20 protein-coding genes are annotated in these 21,393 nt (G+C 61.9%); 6 read left to right on the top strand and 14 right to left on the bottom strand.

From position 1 onward, the window contains the following. The first annotated feature begins 42 nt into the window (after positions 1 to 42). Together HX855_RS15110 and HX855_RS15115 are read left to right on the top strand one after the other, a co-directional pair. A complete protein-coding gene (locus HX855_RS15110; protein WP_177083258.1) occupies positions 43 to 528 on the top strand; it encodes a prepilin peptidase in 486 nt (161 codons plus the stop codon). Between the two features lie 113 nt (positions 529 to 641). Beyond that, a complete protein-coding gene (locus tag HX855_RS15115; protein WP_177083260.1) occupies positions 642 to 1,430 on the top strand; it encodes a response regulator transcription factor in 789 nt (262 codons plus the stop codon). Here the strand turns inward: HX855_RS15115 and HX855_RS15120 are convergent. The 8 genes from HX855_RS15120 to cpaB are packed head-to-tail and all read right to left on the bottom strand — an operon-like array spanning position 1,427 to position 8,878. Beyond that, entirely contained in the window at positions 1,427 to 1,702 is a 276-nt protein-coding gene (locus HX855_RS15120; RefSeq protein ID WP_177083262.1) for a DUF3613 domain-containing protein, read from the bottom strand. The genes HX855_RS15115 and HX855_RS15120 overlap by 4 nt on opposite strands. Before the next feature lie 22 nt (positions 1,703 to 1,724). Next, positions 1,725 to 2,447 (bottom strand): tetratricopeptide repeat protein, encoded by a 723-nt coding sequence (locus HX855_RS15125; RefSeq protein WP_177083264.1) that lies wholly within the window; start codon positions 2,445 to 2,447, stop codon positions 1,725 to 1,727. A gap of 11 nt (positions 2,448 to 2,458) precedes the next feature. Next, complete coding sequence (locus HX855_RS15130; protein WP_177083267.1) at positions 2,459 to 3,343, bottom strand: type II secretion system F family protein; 885 nt, start codon at positions 3,341 to 3,343, stop codon at positions 2,459 to 2,461. 1 nt (position 3,344) lies between these two features. Continuing rightward, entirely contained in the window at positions 3,345 to 4,229 is an 885-nt protein-coding gene (locus tag HX855_RS15135) for a type II secretion system F family protein (protein ID WP_177083269.1), read from the bottom strand. An 11-nt stretch (positions 4,230 to 4,240) separates the two neighbouring features. Next, positions 4,241 to 5,512, bottom strand: coding sequence for a CpaF family protein (locus HX855_RS15140; protein ID WP_177083271.1), 1,272 nt, complete (start codon positions 5,510 to 5,512; stop codon positions 4,241 to 4,243). Next, on the bottom strand, positions 5,509 to 6,699 hold the full coding sequence (locus HX855_RS15145) for a pilus assembly protein (protein ID WP_177083273.1): 1,191 nt from the start codon (positions 6,697 to 6,699) through the stop codon (positions 5,509 to 5,511). The genes HX855_RS15140 and HX855_RS15145 overlap by 4 nt, the downstream gene beginning before the upstream one ends. Then, complete coding sequence (locus HX855_RS15150) at positions 6,696 to 7,919, bottom strand: type II and III secretion system protein family protein (protein WP_177083275.1); 1,224 nt, start codon at positions 7,917 to 7,919, stop codon at positions 6,696 to 6,698. The genes HX855_RS15145 and HX855_RS15150 overlap by 4 nt, the downstream gene beginning before the upstream one ends. 20 nt (positions 7,920 to 7,939) lie before the next feature. Then, positions 7,940 to 8,878, bottom strand: a complete 939-nt coding sequence (gene cpaB / locus HX855_RS15155) for a Flp pilus assembly protein CpaB (protein WP_177083277.1) — start codon at positions 8,876 to 8,878, stop codon at positions 7,940 to 7,942. 314 nt (positions 8,879 to 9,192) lie between these two features. Between cpaB and HX855_RS15160 the strand changes: the two genes are divergently transcribed. Together HX855_RS15160 and HX855_RS15165 are read left to right on the top strand one after the other, a co-directional pair. Continuing rightward, complete coding sequence (locus HX855_RS15160) at positions 9,193 to 9,384, top strand: Flp family type IVb pilin (protein ID WP_177083279.1); 192 nt, start codon at positions 9,193 to 9,195, stop codon at positions 9,382 to 9,384. Between the two features lie 66 nt (positions 9,385 to 9,450). Further along, entirely contained in the window at positions 9,451 to 9,858 is a 408-nt protein-coding gene (locus HX855_RS15165; protein WP_010174083.1) for a response regulator, read from the top strand. Positions 9,859 to 9,960: 102 nt separating this feature from the next. Here HX855_RS15165 and HX855_RS15170 read toward each other — a convergent pair whose 3' ends face one another. From HX855_RS15170 to HX855_RS15185, 4 genes are all read right to left on the bottom strand, one after another. Then, positions 9,961 to 11,646: a ShlB/FhaC/HecB family hemolysin secretion/activation protein gene (locus tag HX855_RS15170; RefSeq protein WP_177083281.1), complete on the bottom strand. Its 1,686-nt coding sequence runs from the start codon at positions 11,644 to 11,646 to the stop codon at positions 9,961 to 9,963. Positions 11,647 to 11,821: 175 nt separating this feature from the next. Then, the gene (locus HX855_RS15175) at positions 11,822 to 13,462 is read right to left on the bottom strand and encodes a collagen-like triple helix repeat-containing protein (RefSeq protein WP_177083283.1); all 1,641 of its coding nucleotides are present in this window, start codon (positions 13,460 to 13,462) and stop codon (positions 11,822 to 11,824) included. A gap of 292 nt (positions 13,463 to 13,754) precedes the next feature. Further along, positions 13,755 to 14,603, bottom strand: coding sequence for a MaoC/PaaZ C-terminal domain-containing protein (locus HX855_RS15180; RefSeq protein ID WP_177083286.1), 849 nt, complete (start codon positions 14,601 to 14,603; stop codon positions 13,755 to 13,757). Between the two features lie 2 nt (positions 14,604 to 14,605). Beyond that, the gene (locus HX855_RS15185) at positions 14,606 to 15,958 is read right to left on the bottom strand and encodes a 3-oxoacyl-ACP reductase (RefSeq protein WP_177083288.1); all 1,353 of its coding nucleotides are present in this window, start codon (positions 15,956 to 15,958) and stop codon (positions 14,606 to 14,608) included. A 114-nt stretch (positions 15,959 to 16,072) separates the two neighbouring features. On the opposite strand from HX855_RS15185, the gene HX855_RS15190 reads away from it, so the two are divergent. After that, on the top strand, positions 16,073 to 17,350 hold the full coding sequence (locus tag HX855_RS15190) for an acetyl-CoA C-acetyltransferase (protein WP_177083290.1): 1,278 nt from the start codon (positions 16,073 to 16,075) through the stop codon (positions 17,348 to 17,350). 265 nt (positions 17,351 to 17,615) lie between these two features. Further along, positions 17,616 to 18,515, top strand: coding sequence for a PA4780 family RIO1-like protein kinase (locus HX855_RS15195; RefSeq protein ID WP_010174098.1), 900 nt, complete (start codon positions 17,616 to 17,618; stop codon positions 18,513 to 18,515). A 141-nt stretch (positions 18,516 to 18,656) separates the two neighbouring features. Here HX855_RS15195 and cueR read toward each other — a convergent pair whose 3' ends face one another. Next, the gene (gene cueR, locus HX855_RS15200) at positions 18,657 to 19,058 is read right to left on the bottom strand and encodes a Cu(I)-responsive transcriptional regulator (protein ID WP_177083292.1); all 402 of its coding nucleotides are present in this window, start codon (positions 19,056 to 19,058) and stop codon (positions 18,657 to 18,659) included. After that, complete coding sequence (locus HX855_RS15205) at positions 19,055 to 21,256, bottom strand: cation-translocating P-type ATPase (protein WP_177083302.1); 2,202 nt, start codon at positions 21,254 to 21,256, stop codon at positions 19,055 to 19,057. The genes cueR and HX855_RS15205 overlap by 4 nt, the downstream gene beginning before the upstream one ends. Between the last annotated feature and the right edge of the window lie 137 nt (positions 21,257 to 21,393).

Here is a 21,393-nt window from a genome sequence, read left to right on the forward strand (position 1 = left end):
ATATCAGCATAGAATCATTCAGCAAAAAGGGATTTTTTTTACGTGATTCAAAGTCTGGTCCTACTCGTTTGGTTGGCGCTGTGCGCTGTGCAAGATATCCGTCTACGTGAGATCTCCAACCGCTTGACCCTCGGCGCAGGCCTGCTGGCGCTGGTTTACCTGCTCTGGACGGGCACCACCTGGCTTGGCGCACCCGCTGTCGAGGGCGGTTTGGCGTTTGCCCTGGCCCTGCTGTTCACGGTGCCCGGTTACGCGCTGGGCCGTCTTGGCGCCGGTGACGTGAAATTGATCGCGGCATTGGGGCTGGCGACCAACACCTTCTATGTACTGGGCACGTTTATCGGTGCCGGCCTGGCCAGCGCGGCGTGGCTGCTGCTGGCCCCCAGGCTGTGGCCGCTGATGAATCAAGGGCTTAGGAATACCTTGCAGTACCTTGATCCGGCACGCCCGGCCAAGCAGCCGTTCGTGCCGTTTTTGCTGGTGGGTTTCTGCCTGGCCTGGCTTTGGATCCCATTAGTCGCCACGTAGGCTATCGCTATGTACATAGTAGGAAAGTACGTCTACGTTTATGGGTAGGTTGTATAGGAAAGTGGTCGGAATGGATCGGTCGGTCTTTGGCTTGCCCAGGCATGGAGTAGCGCGTGAACAAGCTTACCTCTGAAGTGAAAGTGCTCGTGGTCGACGATCAGCCTCTGATCGTGGAAGAGCTGTGTGAATTTCTTGAAAGCAGCGGTTACCGTTGCGTGCCTTGCCACTCCAGCCAGCAGGCCATCGAGCGCTTTCGCGACGATGCCGAAATCGGTTTGGTGTTGTGCGATCTGCATATGCCAGAGATGGACGGGATCGAGCTGGTCCAGGCCCTGCAACGCCTGGCCGGCAAGCAGCGGGTGTTTGAGGCCATCATGTTGACCGGGCGCGCCGACAAGCAGGACGTGATCAAGGCCCTGCGCGCCGGGATTGCCGATTACTATCAGAAGCCGATCAACCTCGGCGAACTGCTCGAAGGGCTACAGCGCCAGGTCGTGGCATTGCAAGACCGACAGAAAAACGTCGACCTGGGGCATCTGAACCAGAAACTGCAGTTTCTCTCGGCGTCCATTGACGATCTCTATCATGACCTCGACAAGGTGCGCAGCAGCCCGCAATCCACGTTGTCTAGTGATGCCGAGGGCGAGGTCAGTGAGACTGACCGGGTTGAAATACCGGCGATCTTCAATCAGTTGTCTCCGCGCCAGCTGGATGTCGCAAGGCTGGTAGGCAAGGGGCAGACCAACTATCAAATCGCCTGTGAGCTGGGTATCACCGAAAACACGGTGAAACTTTACGTGTCCCAGGTGCTGCGCCTGACCCACATGCACAACCGCACCCAGCTGGCGCTGGCGTTGTCACCGAGTAATTCAGCGGTACGCCAGCGCGTCACTGCCCACTAGTTGCTGCCGCCGCCGGGAGCGGTGCCACCCTGTTTCTGGTCGAAGTACTCGGGAATAGGGTGTTTGTAACTGTCCAGCCAACGTTGCATGGCCACGTCGCGCTCAGCGGGCGTGGCCTTTTGCACGTTGGCGGAGGCCCGTTCGCCGCGGACCTGCAACTGCAGCCAGCCCTCGGTCTGTTTTTGTTGTGGCGAAGAAGGGCCGGGTTCTATTGCCAGTGCCGTCAGTGGCATGCCGGCTAGCAGCAGAGTGGCGAGCAGTGTGAGCTTCATCGTGTGTACTCCCTTCAGAGACCTATTGGACCGGCGCCGTTGGCACGTCGCGGGCAGCCGCAACCTGATCTTTTGGTGCTGTCGCGGTTGATGTGGGCGCCTTGAGTTGCTGTGCCCGGGCCTGGGCCTGCGTCACTTGCTCGGGGCTGAGGCCCATGCGGCTGGCCACTTGTGCGGCTTGCTCCCAGTTGTCCTGGTAGATCATCAGCGTGACCAGATTGACCGCCGCCAGTTGATCACTTTGCTTGAGCTCCATGGCCGTGAGGAACTCAAAGCGTGCGTCTTCCACGCGCCGTTGATTGAGGTACACCACGCCCAGGTCGTTGCGGATTTTCTCGTCGGTGGGCGACATCTTCGCCGCACGTTGCAAGTGCGCCATGGCCTGGCCGTTGTCACCCCGGGCGGCGGCCAGTTGGCCGAGGCCGTGCTCGCCTTCGGCCGCCATGCAGGTGCCCAGCAGGCTGCGGTACAACGGTTCGGCTTCGCTGCGTCCCAGCAGGCGGTACACCTTGGCCTGGCGTTGGCGCACCTGAGGCAGGGTGTCCGGCAGGTTTTGCAGGTTGGCCAGGCTGGCGTGAAGTTTGCCCTCGTTGGCCATATCGTCGGCCAGGTTCAGCGACAGTTCCTGATTGGAACTTGGCTTGGCACAACCGCCCTGAGCGCTGAACCCCGCCCACGGCAGCTGCCCGTTACTGGCACAACCGCCGAGTAACAACAGGCTGCAGGCGATCATCACTGTTTTCATTGCATGTCCTCTCAAGGCGTAAAGGCTTTGGCGATCGCGATAAAGCCTGGGCCGGCCAATACGATCAGTAACGCGGGAAACAGGAACAACATCATCACCACGGACATTTTGGCGGACATCTTGGAGATGTACTCCTGCAAGCGGGTCAGGCGCCGGTCATCCAGCAGTTGCTTGAGCGACTGCAGCGACTTCATCGCACCACCGCCCTGATGCAGAAGCTGCTGAAGGATCAGGCAGGTGTCGGTGAGTTCATCGACGGCCAGCATCAGGCTGGCCTTGTTCAATTCTTCACCCAGCTCCAGCCCGGAATCGACACGCGCCAGCACCAGGCGCAGTTCGGCGGTCAGCACCGGCAACAGTTTCTGTGCGTCGTAGGCCATGACCCGAAGTGCCTGCTCTACGGCCATGCCGGACTCAAACAGGATGCGCACCAGGGGAATGAAGGTCGACACTTCCCGCGCGATTCGATCCTGGCGCCTTTTGGCGAGTGAAACCAGGATTCGCTTGGGCAGCAGGTAACCGATGATCAGGCCCAGCAGGGCGATCACAGAGCCATGCTCGGTGTCGGGAAAAAACAGCTCCAGTGCCAGCGCGGTCAGGCCCAGCAGAAGTATCGGCAACCCGATCTGACAGGCAGCGAACATCGAACGCTGGCTGGCCTTTCTCCAGCCCATGCGATTGAGCAGGGTTTGGGTTTCGTTATCGAGGCTGACGGTGCGCTGGCCGATTCGGGTGCTGCCCAGTTGGTGCAACCACTCGCTCATCTTGTCGCTACGGCCCGGCTCGCCTTGCAGCCGTTGGGTGACCAGGCGTTGTTGACGACGGCTGCTAAAGATATTGGCCAACAGTAGCGATAACGCGGCAAGAAACAATACGGCACTGATCACTATCGCCATCTCAGATGCTCCGCAACATGCGCCACAGCGCCACACAGCCGGTGATTTGCAGGGCGAACGCACCGAGCATCAGGCGTTGGCCACTGTGGTCATCCCACATGGCCATCAGGTACACCGGGTTAACGATCAGGAAGTAGCCCGCGACACTCACCGGCAGCACCGCGAGCACCAGCGCGGTCACCCGGGTTTCACCCGTCATGGCGCGTAATTGCCGGGCGCCCTGGTCGCGCTCGCGAATCATCTTGATCAGGTTTTCCAGCAGCTCACTGGCATTGCCTCCATAGCGGTGGTTGACCTTGAGCCCCAGGGCAAACAGGCGCAGTTCATCTTGTTCATAAAACTCGGCATAGTCTTGAGCCGCGTCGGGCAGGCTGACACCCAGATGCACATTGCGCTTGATGCGGCCCATGGATTTTTTCAGCGGGTCGTCGCTGGCGTCGATGCCACTCAGGATCGCATCCGCGAGGGTGCGTCCGGATTTGAGGCTGCGTACGGCGTGATCGAGCAACTGGGGCAGTTGCTCGATCATGCGGCGCAGCCGGCGCCGGTAGCGAACGGCGATGTACAGGCGTAACGCCAAAGGCGGTACTGCCACCATCACGAACAGGCCTATCCATTGGCCCAGGAGCCCTCCCAACAGGGCGCCAACGGCCCACAGGGTCAGCCACAGGCCCAGGCGTTCGGTCGGCCTGCCAAGGCCGGCACGGATAAAGGTGCGTTCCAGGCTGGTGGCCACCGCGTTGTCTTTCATCGACTGGGGTTGCCCTTCGGCCAGGCGGTCCAGCACCCGGTCGGTCCGGGCCTTGCGCAAACCGTTGCGCATCAGGACGATGCCCAGCACCAGAAGGGCCACGGCAAGCAGGGCGAGTAAAATAGGACCGATCATCAGGTTGCCTCCTACACCGGCAGGTGGCCTTCGTGGCGCAACTTGTCACCGGCCGGGTTGACGGCCTCCCGCAGGAAGCCAAAGCCGGTGCGCTTGTCGTGGCGAAACAGGGTGTTGGTGACGTACACATCCTCGCGTATGCCCACCACCTCCACCACTTCACTGACACAACGGCGGCCGTCGGGCAGGCGCGTCAACTGGATCACCACGTCCAGGGCCGCGCAGATCATTTGCCGCAGGGTTTTTTCCGCCACCACCCGACCGGTCAGGCCCACCAGGGTCTCCAGGCGCAGCAAGGCGTCCTGGGCGTTGTTGGCGTGCACGGTACTCATCGAGCCGTCGTGGCCGGTGTTCATGGCGGTCAGCACGTCGATGACTTCGACACCCCGGATTTCGCCGAGGATGATCCGGTCGGGCCGCATCCGCAGGGCGTTGCGGATCAAGTCACTGGCTTTCACCTCGCCATGCCCCTCGGCATTGGGCGGGCGGGTTTCCAGGCGCACGACGTGGGGATGGCCCAGTTGCAGTTCGGCCACGTCTTCAATGGTCACCAGGCGTTCGCGGGGGTTGATCAACTGGCTGAGAATGTTCAGCAGCGTGGTTTTGCCGGTGCCGGTACCGCCGCTGATCAGGATGTTGCAGCGCTTGCCGACGGCGTCCTGGAAGAACTCGAAAATCGCCTGGTCGATGGTTTGCATCGCCACCAGATCGCTGCTTTTGAGCATGTCCTTGCGAAACTTTCGAATCGACAGGCAGGGCCCGTCCAGGGCAATCGGCGGGATGATCGCATTGACCCGGCTGCCATCGGGCAGGCGCGCATCGACCATGGGCGACGACTCATCCAGCCGCCGTCCCAGGGGCGCGAGGATGCGCTGCATGACCCGCTCCACATGGTGGTCGTCAATGAAGCGCAAATCACTCTGCTGCAGCAGGCCGTCGCGCTCGACGAACACCCGGTGCGGGCCGTTGACCAGAATCTCGGTGACGGTCGGGTCGCGCAGCAGCACTTCCAGCGGGCCGAAGCCGGTCAGCTCATCGACGATCTCTTCGGCCAGACGCTCCATCTCATAGCGGGAAATCGCCAGGTGCATGCGCGTGATGTACTCGGCCACCTTGTCGATCACAAACTGCGCCAGGGATTGGCGGGTGCCTTCCAGCAGGTTTTTCCCCGACTCTTCGATGGCATCGATGATGTAGCGATGCAGCACCAGTTTCAGGCCGTCGTGATCGGTGTTGCCGACGCTGCCGCGTGGGGGAACACCAAACAGCTTTTCGCCGTTCATTTGGTTCTCAGCAGGCGGTTAAGCCAGTTGGAGGAGGGTTTTTCCAGACCTTCGGAGCGTTTTGCCAGGCGCTCGCCCAAGGCCCGCAACGCTTGTGTCAGGCTTTCCCGAGGCGCCAGGGAGAACAGGGTCTGGGCCTGGTTTTTGGCACTCAGGCGCACCTCCGGGCTCCAGGGCAATACGGCGATCACTTCCAGCCCGAAGCTTTTGCCCAGCGCTTCCGAGTCCGGGGCGGCGCCTTTCAGGTAGCGGTCCACCAGCAGGCGCGCATGCTCCAGTTTCATACCTTTTTCGCGCCACAGGTTGAGCACCGCCAGGTTGCGGCGGCAGTCCGGTACGCTTTGGTCGGTGCACCACAGCAATTTGTCGCAATGGCTGACAAAGGTGCGCAGGGCTTCGCTGTCGGGCTGCCCGGTCAGGTTCACCACAATGTGCTGGAAGTGCTGGCGCAGGGCGCTGAGCAACATATAAAGCTCGGCCGCACTGGTACGCTCCAGCGGTTCGTCGTTGTTGTGGTAGGCGAGGATGCGCAGGCCGGCTTCGGCCGACGTGAATGCGCTGTTGATCAGCGTGGAGTCCAGGCGTCGCAAGTGGCGCAGGGCATCGCCGAAATGAAATGAGCTTTCCAGCCCCAGCAGCGCCAGGCTGTCTGCGAGGGGCAGGCCCAGGTCGAGCAATAGGGTTTGCTGCCCGCTTTTTTGCACCACCAGCGCCAGGTGGCTGGCAATCAGTGCGCCGTCGGCGTTGCCTTGGGTGCCGTAGAGCACGGTCAGCCCGCCCAAATGGGCATTGTGGGTCACCGCCGGCAAGCGTTTGCTCAGGCGGCGAACCAGGCCGGCGACTTCACTGGAGCGTGAGCCGTAGGCGACGAAATCCCGTGCGCCGGCGCGCATGGCATTGAGCACCAGCTGGTTGTCCATACCATCGCCCAAGGCCACGATGGCAAGCATGGGCTTGGCTTCCAGGGCGCCTTCGATCAGGGCGCACTGAGTGGTGACGTGTTCACGGTCCAGGCCAATGAACACCAGGTTGGCGAACGTCACATCCACCAGCCCCAACAGTTCATCGAGGCTGCCGGCGCCGGCGCTGACCACTTGCCCCAAGGGCGCAAGTGCACCCTGGAGCCATTCCAGATCCGTGGTGTTGCGGGTAATTGCCAAAAAAGTCTGGCTCAGGCTTTCGCTCATTCGGACAGTCCACTGCGGCGGTCGAAATTGCCGTTTTCGAGGAAATACAGGCGGTACCAGTTAGGGTCGTAATTGCGCAGTTTTTCCCCAGGCAACGAGGGCAGTTGCGCGTTGGCAGCCAGCGGCTGAACGAGGTGTGGGGTAACAATCATCAGCAACTCTTTTTCCTGGCGGCTGACGCTGGAGTCGCGAAAGAACGCACCGAGGATGGGGATGTCGCCCAGGCCCGGAAACTTGCTGACGCTGGAGGTGTTGTTAGTACTGATCAGGCCGCTGATCACGAAGCTTTCGCCGTCGGCCAGGGAGATGCTGGTGTCGGTGCGACGGATCGTCAGTGCGGGCACCGAGATACCCTGGATGGTGACCGCGTTGCTGTAGTCCAGCTCACTGACCTCCGGCGCGACCTTCAGGGAAATTCGCCCATGGTCGATGACGGTTGGGGTCAGCGTCAGCCGAATGCCGAACTCTTTGTATTCGATGGAGATCGTGTTGCTGCCGCTGCTGGGCACCGGGATCGGTACTTCGCCACCGGCGAGGAAGGTCGCACTTTGCCCACTGAGCGCCACCAGGCTCGGGCGGGCGAGGGTGTAGGCAAAACCGCTGCTTTCCAGGGCGTTGATCATGGCCGAGACACGCCCGCCGCCAAAGCCGATGTTGAAGGTGTCGTTGTTCACCGGCAGCCCGCGAAATCCTGTGGCCGCCGCGTTGGCGACATTGTTTGGGGCGCCAAACAGAAAGTTGCCGCCCCGGCCAAAGATCGACGTACTGGCCTCCTTGAGCTTGGTACGGCTCACTTCCACAAAGCGAATGTCGGTTTGCACCTGGCTGGGCAGCGTCGGGTCATCGGACGGCGACAGGGCCAGGCTGGTCAGGGCCGAGGTGGCCTTGCCTTGCACAAACACCATGCTCTGGCGCGGGCTGCTGGAGCAGGCCGTCCAGACCATCAGGCTGGTGGTGCCAGAGGCGATGCCGGTGAGCAGGAACGCCTGGTTGCCATTGACCTGCACATCGGCCACTTTCGGATCGCCAATGGCCAGCCGCGTAATTGCGACTGGCGATTGAATGGCCTGTTGAGTGCCTTCGCCCACCTCCAGCACCGCCGGCAATTGGCCCAGGCCTGCGCAATTACCTGACGCTGCGAGTGCCGCCCCGACGGGCAGGCTCAGGGTGAAAAGAGCCCCGAATACTCGCGAAAAAAACCAAACGGAACGACTGCTCATTCAAGGCATCCTTAGCGCTTTCAGGGCGTTTGTTGAGTCACCTGGTTGCCGCGTATTACCTCGACACCCGAGCGTTTTGAAGCACTACTGGCTGTGGTTGGGCCGAAGCTGTTGGCGGGAGCCTGGCTGAAGGACAGTTGGTTGAACTGGTAGAGATCACGCTTGGTGTTTTCCAGGTTGATCGCGGACTCCGTTTCACCGGCCCAGTATTGGCTCAGCAGTTGTTCGTCAGCACTGCGTACCGCCAGGCGCAATACACCGGATTGGGCAGCGAGCATCAGCCGGCTCAAGAGCTGCTCCGGTACGGCGAGGAGCACTGTGCGTGCACTGGTGCGACCTTGCTGTGCTTTGAGTTTTTCGTCTGCGGTGGTCGGGGGAGCAGTGCCGGGAGTGCCATCGTTGGTCAGCCCCAATTGATCGCCCACGCCCAGCAGGCGCAAGGCGGGCACGACCACTTGTGCGGACTGCTGCGGGTTGCTGGCTTCCTGGCGCAGGAAGAGCAGGACGTCCACATAGTCCCCCGGGGCAAGTTGCCCGCTGGCGCCGATCACTTCATCCACGGCAACCGCCAAGGCGCGCTCGTTGGGGCGGATCATCCGTGCCAGGGGGCCGCCGGAGTTGAAGCTCTCCTCGGTCAGCCAGGTACCGGCCGACAGCGGCCGCCAAGGGACCTTGCCCACGGCCTGGTCGAGGCGGGTCAGGCTGCCGGCGGGAACGGTGCGCAGCCTTTCCAGGGTCAGGTCAGCGGCGGTGAGTGCAACAAACGGTGCAACATCGTGGGCCAGGACTACCACGGGTTGGCGTGTCTGGTCTTCGGCGACGGGTTGCACCACTTCAGGTGATGGGGTCGCGGGCGGTGCGACAGGGGCAGGGCGGCTGAGTACCAGGCCCCAGTAGCCTGCAATCAGCGCACCCACCAATAGCAGTCCGGCGAGGATCAAGCTAATGCGACTGTTCATGAAGGCTCTCCTTTTCCTGCTGCATCCACTGCTCTTTCCTACTAATACCTGCGTATTCGGATCGCTTCGAACGTCTAACTATTTCGCTATTTGAAGGTAGTTCAGCTAGGACGAAATGCCATTACTGGGCAGAAAATATCTGCAGAACCTCTGTAAAAGTTGGATTTTTGGCGCCAACCGGCCGACTAATACTTTGTGATTAATCAGTTCTTACAGTTGTTGGTATGGGGTTTGTTGACAATGCTCTAGTGGCACACCGGAATCATTTTGTGATGCCGCGGTACCAGCGCCATGGGCGCAAAGGAGAAGTCATTATGTTCCTTGATCTTATTCGTATGGGTTTCATCAAAGTCCAGATTTTTTTCTATTCGAAAGAGGGCGCATCGGGTATTGAGTACGCACTGGTTGCGGCAATGGTTGCCGTGGCGCTGGCTGCCTTTATTACACCCATCCGGACGGCGATAACCAACGTCTTTACTTCCATACAGGCCGCCATTCATACCTGACCCTGGTCCTCGCGCAAACACGTGCGGGTCCCGCTGAATGATCTATTGCGCATTAGGCATTTCTCCATGAACTCCTCTTTGTCTCCCCGGCAACAAATCCTTTTGGTGGACGACGAAGAGGACGCCCTTATTGAACTGGCCGAGTCGCTGGAGAATGAGGGCTTTGTCTGTTTCACCGCCACGTCGGTCACCTTCGCTTTGCAAGAGCTGACGCTGCACCCCGATATCGCCCTGGTCATCACCGACCTGCGCATGCCCGAGGAAAGTGGTATTTCCTTGATCAAGCGCCTGCGCGAACACACCTCCCGCCAACACCTGCCGGTGATCGTGATGTCTGGCCATGCCGAGATGGATGATGTCAGTGACATGCTGCGCTTGCAGGTGCTCGACCTGTTTCGCAAGCCGATCTACCTGGTGCGGCTGATCGACACCCTCAACAACCTTTTTCCCATCCCCAAAATCAGACTGATGTAGGCGCGAGCTTGCTCGCGAAAGACGTCAACGATAACGCGGGCAGTCTGGTTCTCCGCGTTGTCTGGACATTCTTCGCGAGCAAGCTCGCTCCTACAGTGGGGTTCAGAGTTGGTAGCTGAAACTCAGGGTGTACCGCGGCCGTCGATTGAAGCTGTCCAGGGCGATGTCTGACATTGGTTTGGCCGCTTCCAGCGCAATGTTGTAGTACTTGTTATCACCGAAGCGCAGGCCCACGGCCGCCGATGACATGTTGTTGCCCTTGACCGGCAAGTCGTTGAACCAGGTTTTGGCCTTGTCCAGCACCACGTACGGTTGCAGGATCCTCACCCACTCGCCGCTGCGGTTGAAGCTGTAGTTGACCTCATACGCCACGCCCCACCCCTTGTCGCCCGAGCCTTGGTCATCCGGGTAACCCCGCCCGAAATTCTGCCCGCCGAACGTCGCGCGTTCGCTGTCGGGCAAGGTGTCGTTGCTCCAGTAGAAGGCCGCCGATGCCACGCCTTGCCAATTGTCGAAGAACTTGTCGCTCTGCACGCCCGAGAGGCGCAGGCGGAAGAAGTCGATGTCGGGTTTTATGCCCTCCAGGTCACTGCGGGTTTTGGCGCCCAGGCCGTCGATGCCCTGGTACAGGCCGGCGCTGAGGATGCGCAATTGGCGCGGGTCGGACTTGCGCCAGTCGCCTTCAAAGGCCAGGGCGCGCAGGTTGGTTTCCAGGTCGAAACGTTGGGGGAAGCCCACCAGTTGATAGCGGGTGGTCTGGTCCACGGCATAGAGCCGCGTACCCAGGGTTAATGACTCGGTGGGCGAGGCGATCAGCGGGTGGCTGAGGCCGACGGAATAGCGGTCGATTTCCTGGTGTGGCTTGAGTTCAAAGCCGCCGTCCAGTTGCACATTGCTGCGCGGGTCGGCGCGGTAGCGCTCGGCGTTGACGACCAGCTGGGTGCCCTCGGCATTCACGAACTGGCTGTAGCCCAGGCGGTAGTAATGCTCTTTGTCGTCACCCGGCGGGAACAGGCCGCTGACGCTCAGTTGCTCGCCCATGGAGGTCTGGGAGTTGCTGGTGGCGGTGATCAGGGCCTGAAGGCCGCCACGGCTGTCGTCCGTCATGCTCATGCTGCTGGTGAAGGGTTTGCGCGTGGCCTGGATCTGCATGTGCGTGCCGCCATCGGTGGTGCCCGGCGGCGGCACTTGCGCCTGCAGCGTCACACCCGGAATACGGCCCATCAGCGTGGTGTAGCGTTCGAAGGTCTTGCGGGTCAGCGGGCGCTCGGCCAGCAGCTTGGCCGCCAGCTTGTCGATGTAGGCCGAGACTGAACCGATGTCGCCCTGCACGTTGTAATCCTTGATGTAGCCCTCCACCAGTACCACGTGCACCAGGCCGTTTTCGAAGCGCTGATCGGGCAGGTAGGCGTAGGACAACAGGTAGCCGTCCTGCTGGTAGCGGCGGGTGATGCCGCGGGTGGCTTCGATCAGTTGGGCGACGGTGGTTTCATGGCCAATCAGCGGTTCGAAAACCTGGGCCACGTCCTTGAGCGGGTAGACCGTTCCGCCGTCGATTTGCAGCTTGCGGATGGTCACTTTGGTGTCCATCAATAACGGCTGGCCCTGGGTGGCCGCAGGTTCCGGTAACTGGGTTTGAGGTGTGACCGGGCGGTAGGCATCGGCAGGGAGGTTGGGGACCGGCAGGTTGCGAATGGTGTCGTTGCTGTTGAGGAAACTGGGCAGGGTCTCGGCGTGGACGCTGGAAGCAATGAGGGTGAGCAGAAACAAAGGCGTGAGGGCGCGCATAGGACACTCCATGGTCAAACTGCAGCAGCGTTTCGCGGGTTCCCGCCGGGTTCTGGCGCCCGGTTCGGGAGGGCCGTTCACTGGCCAATAAAAAAGACGAGAGACTCATCAGAATCTCTCGTCTCAACCAAGCGTAGGCGCTGTATGGGAGGCCGTCTAATGGCCAGGTGCAATTCTATTTTTTGCCGGTCAGCCCGCCGAGCAAGCCGCCCAGGCCACCGCCGGTGTTAGTGGTTGCAGTGCCTCCGGCAGAGGCGCCGGCACCCAGGTTCAAGCCGCCCAGCAGGCCGCCACCGCCAGTGGCAGTGCCACCGGTTACCAAGCCACCCACGGACGCCACGGTGCCGCCGACTGTGTTGAGGGTACCGCCCACGGCGTTAGTGATCGGGTTGGCGTTGGCCGCCGTCAAGTTGGTGCCCAGGCTGCTGACCGCGCCGCCGACCTGAGTGACCAGACCGTTCACCGGTGCGCCGATCCCGGTGCTGGTGCCAATGTTTTGCGTCAGGTTTGCAACACCCGAGGTCACAGGGTTGAGCGCTGCGCCGACGTTGGTCGCCAGGCCGCCGATGGGAGCGCTGGCGGCGGTATTGGCCACGCCATTGCCACCGATGAGTGTACCGAGGGACGCGACGGTGTTACCGACTTGGCCGCCTGTGACGCCAGCAGCACTGACGGTGCCGTTGGTGTTGCCGATATTCAGGCCGTTGCCCACGTTGGCGACAATGCCGCCGACGAGTTCAGGCAGGCCCGATTGAGGGGTGGTGGTTGTTGGATTGACATAGCCGCCCGATTTATCAAGGGTGGTGCCAACGCCTGTCAGCACACCGCCTACGAGCGTCCCGAGCGGGTTGCCTGTGCCGCCGGCACCGGCTACCTGGCCGCCAAGGCCTGCGACAGTGGCGCCGACTTTATCCAGTACGCCACCGACCGGGTTGCCCAGGCCTGTCTTGTTGCCAAGGTTGCCGGTGGTGTTTTCCAGCAGGGATACCACTGGCACCAGTACGCTTTTACCGACGGTATTGGTCACGCTGCCCAATGGGCCGGTCGTGCTGGCAGTGCTCAGGGTATCGCCGAGCATGGTGACCGCCTGGCCAACCTGATCAACCAGGCCGCCTGCTGCGCCGCCCACACCTCCGGTTAAGCCACCTACAACAGGGATGCCACCCAGCGTGGTGCCCAGGGACTTGCCGGTGTTGGACACGCCGGTACCCAAGTCAGCAACGCCATCGGCCACACCGGCTACGGTGGTGCCCAAGGCATTGCTATTGGTGCCCAGCGTACCCAGGCCATTGGTCAGGCCGCTGCCGATGCTGTTGACCGCAGTGCCTGTCGCCGTGACCAGCCCGCCGGCAGTGGTGCCGACAATGGGGACGCTGGTCAGGGTTGTGCCCAGGTCACCCACTGCGGTGCCGACATTACCGACGACACCGCCCACGGCGCCAACCACTTGGCCTGTGACCAGGGGAGTGGTCGAACCTGTTCCGCCGCCAGTACCACCGCCGGTGCCTCCACCCGTGCCTCCACCCGTACCTCCGCCAGTACCGCCACCTGTGCCGCCACCGGTACCTCCGCCAGTACCGCCGCCTGTGCCGCCATCGGTGCCACCGCCGGTACCGCCGCCTGTGCCGCCATCAGTGCCACCGCCGGTACCACCACCCGTGCCGCCGCCCGTACCACTGCCGCTGCCGGAATCCGGAGATGACGCTGCAACACTGCTGTGATGACCACCACCACCGCTGCTGCAGCCTCCGAGGCTTACTGCCAGAATCAGGGCCAGCGCGGTACTTGCTTTCCACAACACGACTTGAGTTTTCATGATTGAGTTCCTTGCACCTGGTACAGCCTTTGTTGTTATCGAAGTTCGCTGTTTCTATGGGCAGCGATACATTCGTCCGTTATGGCCATAACAAACCCGGGTGCTTTTTTGCACAACGCTCAACTTGGTATTAACGATTTATATACACGCAGGGCGGGGCCGCTTAGTGACTAATACCAAGGGTGTATCAGGGGGTGGGGGAGAAAAGGGGATGTATTTAAAATCAGGGGGTTAATAAAGTTAGCGGGCTATCAATAGCCCGCTATTACTTAAGGTGTATATATACAATTAATCAGGAAATCGGGCGCCAGCGGCCAATCATATGTTCAATATCCCCGCTGCCCTTTAGTTGCAACTCGCCGCGGGAGCCGGCGGCACTGGTCAATAAGCTCACTTCGCCAGGTAAACGCACCGGTTTTTTGAATTCGACGTCTATTTCGATATTGGCCGCCGGCAAGTGCTCGCTCAGGGCGGCCAATGTGCGTGCCTTGTTCCATAACCCATGGGCGATGGCCTGGGGAAAGCCAAATAACTGGGCAGCGAGCGCACTCAAGTGAATCGGGTTGTAGTCGCCGGACACCCGGGCGTAGCGTCGCCCGATATCCGCGGGGGCTTTCCAGCGGGTCAACTCGCTGACGCTGGCAGCGGCCTGCATTGGGTTATCCGCCGCAGCGCCATCGAGTTTCACCCCGCGACAGAGCATCCGGCTTTCGGCTTCCCAGAGCAGCCCCAGTGAATCCTCGACCGTGGTAATGATGTCGAAGGTTGCGCCCTTGGCATGGGCCTGCAAATTCTGCGCGTAGACGCCCACCGTCAGGTCACTCACACCGCCCAACGGGCGCAGAATGCGGATCCGGTTGCTCAGGTGGATCAACCCCAGCAGCGGAAAGGGGAACGCCTTGTCGGTGAGCAATTGCATCTGCAGGCCGAACGCCAGGATGTGCGGGTAGGTCGCCGGCAGCACAGGGCTCTCGGCAAACCCGCAGACCTTGCGATAGGCGGCCACCTCTTTGGGGTTCACGCTGACCCGGCAGCGCAACCCCTGCGCGGGCAACGTGGTGCCGGTGATCTTGCGCTTGAGTGCCGCGCGCCAATACAGCGGCGGCAGAAAGGGGGTGCTGCCTAATGTGTGCCACTCCATGCTTACGCTCCCAATAGACTTTGCCCACACACCCGCAGCGCCTGCCCGCTGACTGCGCCAGAGCCAGGCTGACCGAGCCAGGCCACCGCTTCGGCGACGTCCTGGGGCAAACCGCCCTGGCCCAGCGAACTCATGCGCCGCCCGGCTTCACGCAAGGCGAAGGGAATATGGGCGGTCATCTGGGTTTCGATAAAGCCTGGGGCCACGGCGTTGATGCTGATCCCGCGCTCACCCAGCAACGGCGCCCAGGCTTGCGCCAGGCCGATCAGCCCGGCCTTGCTCGCGGCGTAATTGGTTTGCCCGCGATTGCCGGCGATGCCGCTGATGGACGCCAGCAGCACCACGCGGCCGTTGTCGTGCAGGGTGCCGCTGTCCAGCAGCGCCTTGGTCAGCACTTGCGGGGCGTTGAGGTTGACCGCCAATACCGCGTCCCAATATTCAGGCGTCATGTTGGCCAGGGTTTTATCGCGGGTGATGCCGGCGTTGTGCACCACGATGTCGAGGCCGTCCGGCAGGTGTTCGATCAACTGGGTGGCGGCGTCTTCGGCGCAGATATCCAGGGCAATGCTGTGGGCGCCGAGGCGCGCGGCCAGGGCATCGAGGTCGGCTTTGGCGGGTGGCACGTCCAGCAGAATCACCTCGGCACCGTCACGGGCCAGGGTTTCAGCGATCGAGGCGCCGATGCCACGGGCGGCACCGGTCACCAGTGCCTTAAGCCCGGCGAGGGGGCGGGTCCAGTCCGCGACCTGGGTCGCGCAGGCCTTCAGGCGAATCACTTGCCCCGAGATGTAGGCACTTTTGGGCGAGAGGAAAAACCGCAACGCACCTTCCAACTGGTCTTCGGCACCGTCGCCCACGTACAGCAATTGCAGGACGCCGCCGCTGCGCAGTTCTTTCGCCAATGAGCGGCTGAAGCCTTCAAGGGCCCGCTGGGCGCTGGCGGCGAACGGGTCGCTGAGGCTTTCCGGCGCCCGGCCAAGGATCACCAGGTGCGCACTGTGGTCGAGATTTTTCATCAGCGGCTGAAAGAATTCCCGCAGCTGTTTGAGTTGATCGGTGTGCTGCAACTGGCTCGCATCGAACACCACGGCCTTGAGCTTGGGCCCGTGGCCGGGAATCCAGGGGGTGGCCGTGGACGGTTCGGTGCCGTAGCTATAGATAGCGTCGGTCAGCTTGTTGGCAAACGGCAGGATATGGGTCGCCAGCGGGCCACCGCCGATCAGCAGCGCACCCTCCACCGGACGCAGGCGTCCGGCCTGCCAGCGTTCCAGGCGTACCGGTGACGGCAGGCCAATGGCGGCGACCAGGCGATGGCCGAGGCTGGAGTTGGCGAAGTCGATATAACGGTCAGACATGGAACGCTCTCCGAGTGCTGGGGTTCAAACGGTGGACCATCAAGAGGTGAAAGTCGTTCGATTGAGCCTAGGCTAGTCTCAAAGACTCACCCCACAACCTTCAGGGAGCTTTCCATGACTCAATTGCGCCGTGTAGCGATCATTGGCGGTAACCGCATCCCCTTCGCCCGCTCCAATGGCCCTTACGCCACGGCGAGTAACCAGGCGATGTTGACGGCGGCGCTGGAGGGCCTGATCGAACGCTACAACCTGCACGGCCTGCGCATGGGCGAGGTGGCCGCCGGTGCGGTGCTCAAGCATTCCCGGGACTTCAACCTGACCCGCGAGTGTGTGCTGGGCTCGCGCCTGTCGCCGCAAACCCCGGCCTACGATATTCAGCAGGCCTGTGGAACGGGCCTGGAAGCGGCCTTGCTGGTGGCGAACAAGATTGCGCTGGGGCAGATCGAATGCGGGATTGCCGGCGGCGTCGACACCACGTCCGACGCGCCCATCGGGGTGAATGAAGGCCTGCGCAAAATCCTGCTGCAAGCCAACCGCAGCAAATCCATGGCGGATAAATTAAAAGTCCTGTTACAACTTCGTCCCCATCACCTCAAGCCAGAACTGCCGCGCAATGGCGAACCGCGCACCGGTTTGTCCATGGGCCAGCATTGCGAGTTGATGGCGCAGACCTGGCAGATTCCCCGCGCCGAGCAGGATCAGTTGGCGCTGGAAAGCCACCAGAAAATGGCCGCGTCCTATGCCGAAGGCTGGCACAACGATTTGCTGACGCCCTTTCTCGGCCTGACCCGCGACAACAACCTGCGCCCCGACCTGACCCTGGAAAAACTCGCCAGCCTCAAGCCCGCCTTCGAGCGCAGCGAAAAAGGCACCCTCACCGCCGGCAATTCGACGCCGCTGACCGACGGTGCCTCGCTGGTGCTGCTGGGCAGTGAAGCCTGGGCCAAGGAGCGCGGCTTGCCGATCCTGGCTTACCTGCGTGATGGCGAAGCGGCTGCGGTGGATTTCGTCAACGGTGCCGAAGGCCTGCTGATGGCACCGGTGTATGCCGTGCCACGCTTGTTGGCCAGGAACGGTCTGACGCTGCAGGACTTCGATTACTACGAGATCCACGAAGCGTTCGCCGCCCAAGTGTTGTGCACGCTGAAGGCCTGGGAAGACCCGGAATACTGCAAGACCCGCCTCGGGCTGGATGCGCCGCTGGGCGCCATCGACCGCAGCCGGTTGAACGTCAAGGGCAGTTCGTTGGCCGCCGGGCATCCGTTTGCGGCCACCGGCGGGCGTATCGTCGCCAACCTGGCCAAACTGTTGGACGCGGCCGGGAAGGGCCGGGGCCTGATCTCGATCTGTGCTGCCGGGGGCCAGGGCGTCACGGCGATTATTGAGCGCTGAATTGTACTGTTGATGAACAACAACCCCTGTAGGCGCGAGCTTGCTCGCGAAGGTCGTTAACGATGACGCTGGCATCCTGAATCAACGCGGCGCCCTCGGGTTTTTCGCGAGCAAGCTCGCTCCTCAGGGGATTGCGGATTAATCTGGCATATTGGATGCATTCTTAAGCGGTCAAAGGTCGGTACCCTCTCCCCGCGGCGAGAGGATTGCCGTATAACGAGTGCCATACGCGTGTTTGGTAATAAAGGACCCACAATAAAAGCTGATGAAGACTCCTAAACGCATTGAACCCCTGATCGAGGACGGTCTGGTCGACGAGGTGCTGCGCCCACTCATGAGTGGTAAAGAAGCAGCTGTTTACGTGGTGCGCTGCGGCAACGAGTTACGTTGCGCCAAGGTCTACAAGGAGGCGAATAAACGAAGTTTTCGTCAGGCGTCCGAATACCAGGAAGGCCGCAAGGTCCGCAACAGCCGTCAGGCCCGGGCCATGGCCAAGGGCTCCAAGTTCGGCAAGAAAGAAACCGAAGACGCCTGGCAGAACGCTGAGGTCGCGGCGTTGTTTCGCCTGGCCGGTGCGGGCGTTCGCGTGCCCAAGCCGTACGACTTCCTTGAAGGCGTGCTGCTGATGGAGTTGGTCGCCGATGAATACGGTGACGCGGCGCCACGGTTGAATGACGTGACGCTGGACCCGGACCAGGCCCGCGAATACCACGCCTTCCTGATTACCCAGATCGTGCTGATGTTGTGTACCGGCTTGGTGCACGGTGACCTTTCCGAGTTCAACGTGCTGCTGACGCCGACGGGCCCGGTGATCATCGACCTGCCCCAGGCGGTGGATGCGGCAGGCAACAACCACGCGTTCAGCATGCTGGAGCGGGATGTGGGCAACATGGCTTCCTATTTCGGGCGCTTTGCCCCGGAATTGAAGAAGACCAAGTACGCCAAGGAGATGTGGGCGCTGTACGAAGCCGGCACTCTGCACCCGGCCAGCGTCTTGACCGGCGAGTTCGACGAGCCGGAAGAGTTGGCTGACGTGGGCGGGGTTATCCGCGAGATCGAAGCGGCGCGGCTCGATGAAGAGCGTCGCCAGGCGATTCGCGCGGCAGACGATGCACCTCCGAGCAAAGCCTCGGAAGAGCCTCCACCGCCGCCCTGGATGCAGTGATCCAACGGCGAGTGGATGTCCAAATGTGGGAGCGGGCTTGCTCGCGAATGCGTAGTGTCAGTCAATACATCAGTTGACTGATCCACCGCTTTCGCGAGCAAGCCCGCTCCCACATTGTTATGTGCAGTCAGTTAAATCTCTTCAGGCGCAACAACTGCCCGACGCCAACTCCTTGAGAATCGGGCAATCCGGCCGGTGGTCACCCTGGCAGTGCTCCACCAGGTCCTGCAACGTATCGCGCAATTGCCCCAACTCGCGGATCTTCTGGTTCAGCTCATCGATATGCTGGCGGGCCAGTGCCTTGACGTCGGCACTTGCGCGCCCGCGGTCTTGCCAGAGGGTCAGCAGCTTGCCGACTTCCTCAAGGGAAAACCCCAAATCCCGCGAACGCTTGATAAACGCCAGGGTGTGCAAATCGTCGGCGCCATAAATGCGGTAGCCGCTGTCGGTGCGATGGGCCGCTTTCAACAAACCGATGGACTCGTAATAACGAATCATCTTGGCGCTCAGGCCGCTGTGGCGTGCTGCTTGGCCAATGTTCATGGACGCTCGTCCTCCAGATCCTTGGGTTTCCAGGTTTTCAACAACAGTGCGTTGCTCACCACGCTGACGCTGGACAGGGCCATGGCCGCACCCGCCATGACCGGGTTAAGCAAGCCGAAGGCGGCGAGCGGAATACCGATCAAGTTATACACAAAGGCCCAGAACAGATTCTGACGAATTTTCGCATAGGTTTTGCGGCTGATTTCCAGGGCGGCGGGCACCAGCCTTGGGTCGCCACGCATCAGGGTAATGCCGGCCGCGTGCATGGCCACGTCGGTGCCGCCGCCCATGGCGATGCCGATATCGGCGGCGGCCAGGGCCGGCGCGTCGTTGATGCCGTCGCCGACCATCGCCACGACGCCGGTCTTTTTCAGCTCGGCGACGGTGGCGGCCTTGTCGGCAGGCAGCACCTCGGCGTGCACGTCGTCGATGCCCAGGGCTTCGGCGACCACGCGGGCACTGCCACGGTTATCGCCGGTCAACAGGTGGCTGCTGATATGCCGCGCCTTGAGTTGTCGTATCGCTTGCAGGGCGCCCGGTTTAAGCGTGTCGCCAAAGGCAAACAAGCCCAGCACACGTGGCTGCGGGCCTTGCTCGATCAGCCAGGACAACGTGCGGCCCTCGGCCTCCCAGGCGCGGGCCGAGTCGGCGAGGTCGCCGGTGCTCAAACCGGTGTCTTCCAGCAGGCGACGGTTGCCCAGGGCCAGTTGCCGACCGTCGAGGGTGCCGGCAATGCCACGCCCGGTAAGGGATTGGCTGGCGCTGACATCGGCCACGTTCAGGCCTTGTTCGGCACAGGCATCGAGCACCGCCTTGGCCAATGGGTGTTCACTGCCGCGTTGCAGTGCGCCGGCTTGTTGCAGCAGGGCCGCTTCATTGCCATCGACGGCCGCCAGGTGCGCAATTTTGGGGGCGCCGGAGGTCAGGGTGCCGGTCTTGTCGAACACCACGGCGCTGACTTCGTGGGCACGCTCCAGGGCTTCGGCGTCCTTGATCAGGATGCCGTGGCGAGCGGCGACGCCGGTACCGGCCATGATGGCGGTGGGCGTGGCCAGGCCAAGGGCGCAGGGGCAGGCGATCACCAAGACGGTCACGGCATTGATCAGCGCGACCTCCAGCGGGGCGCCATACAGCCACCAGCCGATCAGCGTGGCCAAGGCCAGCACCAAGACCACCGGCACAAACACCTGGCTGACTTTATCCACCAGTTTCTGGATCGGTGCCTTGGCCGCCTGGGCGTCTTCCACCAGGCGGATGATTCGCGCCAATACGCTTTCTGCGCCAAGGGCCAGGGTGCGCACCAGCAGCCGGCCTTCGCCGTTGATGGCGCCGCCGGTGACGGTATCGCCCGGCTGTTTCGGCACCGGCAGGCTTTCACCGCTGATCAGGGCTTCATCGGCGTGGCTTTGGCCTTCGACCACTTCACCGTCCACCGGGAAACGTTCGCCGGGCTTGACCAGCACCAGGTCATTCAGCTTGAGGGCGGTGATGGCAACGTCTTGTTCGCGGCCATCGATCACCTGAATCGCCCGCTCCGGGCGCAAGGCTTCCAGGGCGCGAATAGCGCTGGCGGTCTGGCGTTTGGCGCGGCTTTCCAGGTATTTGCCCAGCAGCACCAGGGCAATCACCACCGCCGACGCTTCGAAATACAGGTGCGGCATATGGCCCGCGGTTGCGGTGAGCCATTCATAAATACTCAGGCCGTAACCGGCGCTGGTACCAATGGCCACCAGCAGGTCCATATTGCCGGCCCCGGCGCGCACGGCTTTCCAGGCGGCGATATAGAAGCGCGCACCGAAGATGAACTGCACCGGAGTGGCCAGGGCGAACTGAACCCAGGCCGGCAGCATCCAGTGCAGGCCGAAGGGTTGCACCAGCATCGGCAGCACCAACGGCGCGGCAAGCAGGATCGCCAGCAACAGCGACCAACGCTCATGGCTCAGCCGTTGTTCCTGGCTGGCCTGGGTGGCGGTTTCGCTTTGGGGCAGGGTGGCGGTGTAGCCGGCCTTGTCGACGGCGGCGATCAGGACGTCGGGGTCCATTTGGCCGAGCACTTCAATATGGGCGCGTTCGTTGGCCAGGTTGACGCTGACGCTTTGCACCCCGGGCACTTTGCCCAGTGCCCGTTCAACCCGACCGGCGCAGCTGGCGCAGGTCATGCCGCTGATGGGCAGGTCGAAAGTGGTGGATCCGTTCATGGGCAGTACTCCAAGAGAGATTGCCCTTAGGATCAACCTTGACCTGTGGGGAAGGTCAAGGCGCTTTTTTACTGTAGGAGCGAGGGGGACGCCTAGTTCTTGCTCGCGAAAAGCCTGAGGGCACCGCGTTTATCCAG

Origin of the sequence: Pseudomonas sp. IPO3778, from assembly GCF_013386825.1 — a bacterium.
In the GTDB taxonomy this organism is placed as follows: domain Bacteria; phylum Pseudomonadota; class Gammaproteobacteria; order Pseudomonadales; family Pseudomonadaceae; genus Aquipseudomonas.

Excerpts from the sequence above, each read along its gene's own strand:
- HX855_RS15140 (WP_177083271.1), bottom strand. The coding sequence starts at position 5,512 with ATGAACGGCGAAAAGCTGTTTGGTGTTCCCCCACGCGGCAGCGTCGGC.
- HX855_RS15185 (WP_177083288.1), bottom strand. The coding sequence starts at position 15,958 with ATGTCTGACCGTTATATCGACTTCGCCAACTCCAGCCTCGGCCATCGC.
- HX855_RS15160 (WP_177083279.1), top strand. The coding sequence starts at position 9,193 with ATGTTCCTTGATCTTATTCGTATGGGTTTCATCAAAGTCCAGATTTTT.
- HX855_RS15195 (WP_010174098.1), top strand. The coding sequence starts at position 17,616 with ATGAAGACTCCTAAACGCATTGAACCCCTGATCGAGGACGGTCTGGTC.
- HX855_RS15180 (WP_177083286.1), bottom strand. The coding sequence starts at position 14,603 with ATGGAGTGGCACACATTAGGCAGCACCCCCTTTCTGCCGCCGCTGTAT.
- HX855_RS15130 (WP_177083267.1), bottom strand. The coding sequence starts at position 3,343 with ATGGCGATAGTGATCAGTGCCGTATTGTTTCTTGCCGCGTTATCGCTA.
- HX855_RS15150 (WP_177083275.1), bottom strand. The coding sequence starts at position 7,919 with ATGAGCAGTCGTTCCGTTTGGTTTTTTTCGCGAGTATTCGGGGCTCTT.
- cueR (WP_177083292.1), bottom strand. The coding sequence starts at position 19,058 with ATGAACATTGGCCAAGCAGCACGCCACAGCGGCCTGAGCGCCAAGATG.
- HX855_RS15175 (WP_177083283.1), bottom strand. The coding sequence starts at position 13,462 with ATGAAAACTCAAGTCGTGTTGTGGAAAGCAAGTACCGCGCTGGCCCTG.
- HX855_RS15190 (WP_177083290.1), top strand. The coding sequence starts at position 16,073 with ATGACTCAATTGCGCCGTGTAGCGATCATTGGCGGTAACCGCATCCCC.
- HX855_RS15165 (WP_010174083.1), top strand. The coding sequence starts at position 9,451 with ATGAACTCCTCTTTGTCTCCCCGGCAACAAATCCTTTTGGTGGACGAC.
- HX855_RS15120 (WP_177083262.1), bottom strand. The coding sequence starts at position 1,702 with ATGAAGCTCACACTGCTCGCCACTCTGCTGCTAGCCGGCATGCCACTG.
- HX855_RS15135 (WP_177083269.1), bottom strand. The coding sequence starts at position 4,229 with ATGATCGGTCCTATTTTACTCGCCCTGCTTGCCGTGGCCCTTCTGGTG.
- HX855_RS15170 (WP_177083281.1), bottom strand. The coding sequence starts at position 11,646 with ATGCGCGCCCTCACGCCTTTGTTTCTGCTCACCCTCATTGCTTCCAGC.
- HX855_RS15205 (WP_177083302.1), bottom strand. The coding sequence starts at position 21,256 with ATGAACGGATCCACCACTTTCGACCTGCCCATCAGCGGCATGACCTGC.
- cpaB (WP_177083277.1), bottom strand. The coding sequence starts at position 8,878 with ATGAACAGTCGCATTAGCTTGATCCTCGCCGGACTGCTATTGGTGGGT.
- HX855_RS15125 (WP_177083264.1), bottom strand. The coding sequence starts at position 2,447 with ATGAAAACAGTGATGATCGCCTGCAGCCTGTTGTTACTCGGCGGTTGT.
- HX855_RS15145 (WP_177083273.1), bottom strand. The coding sequence starts at position 6,699 with ATGAGCGAAAGCCTGAGCCAGACTTTTTTGGCAATTACCCGCAACACC.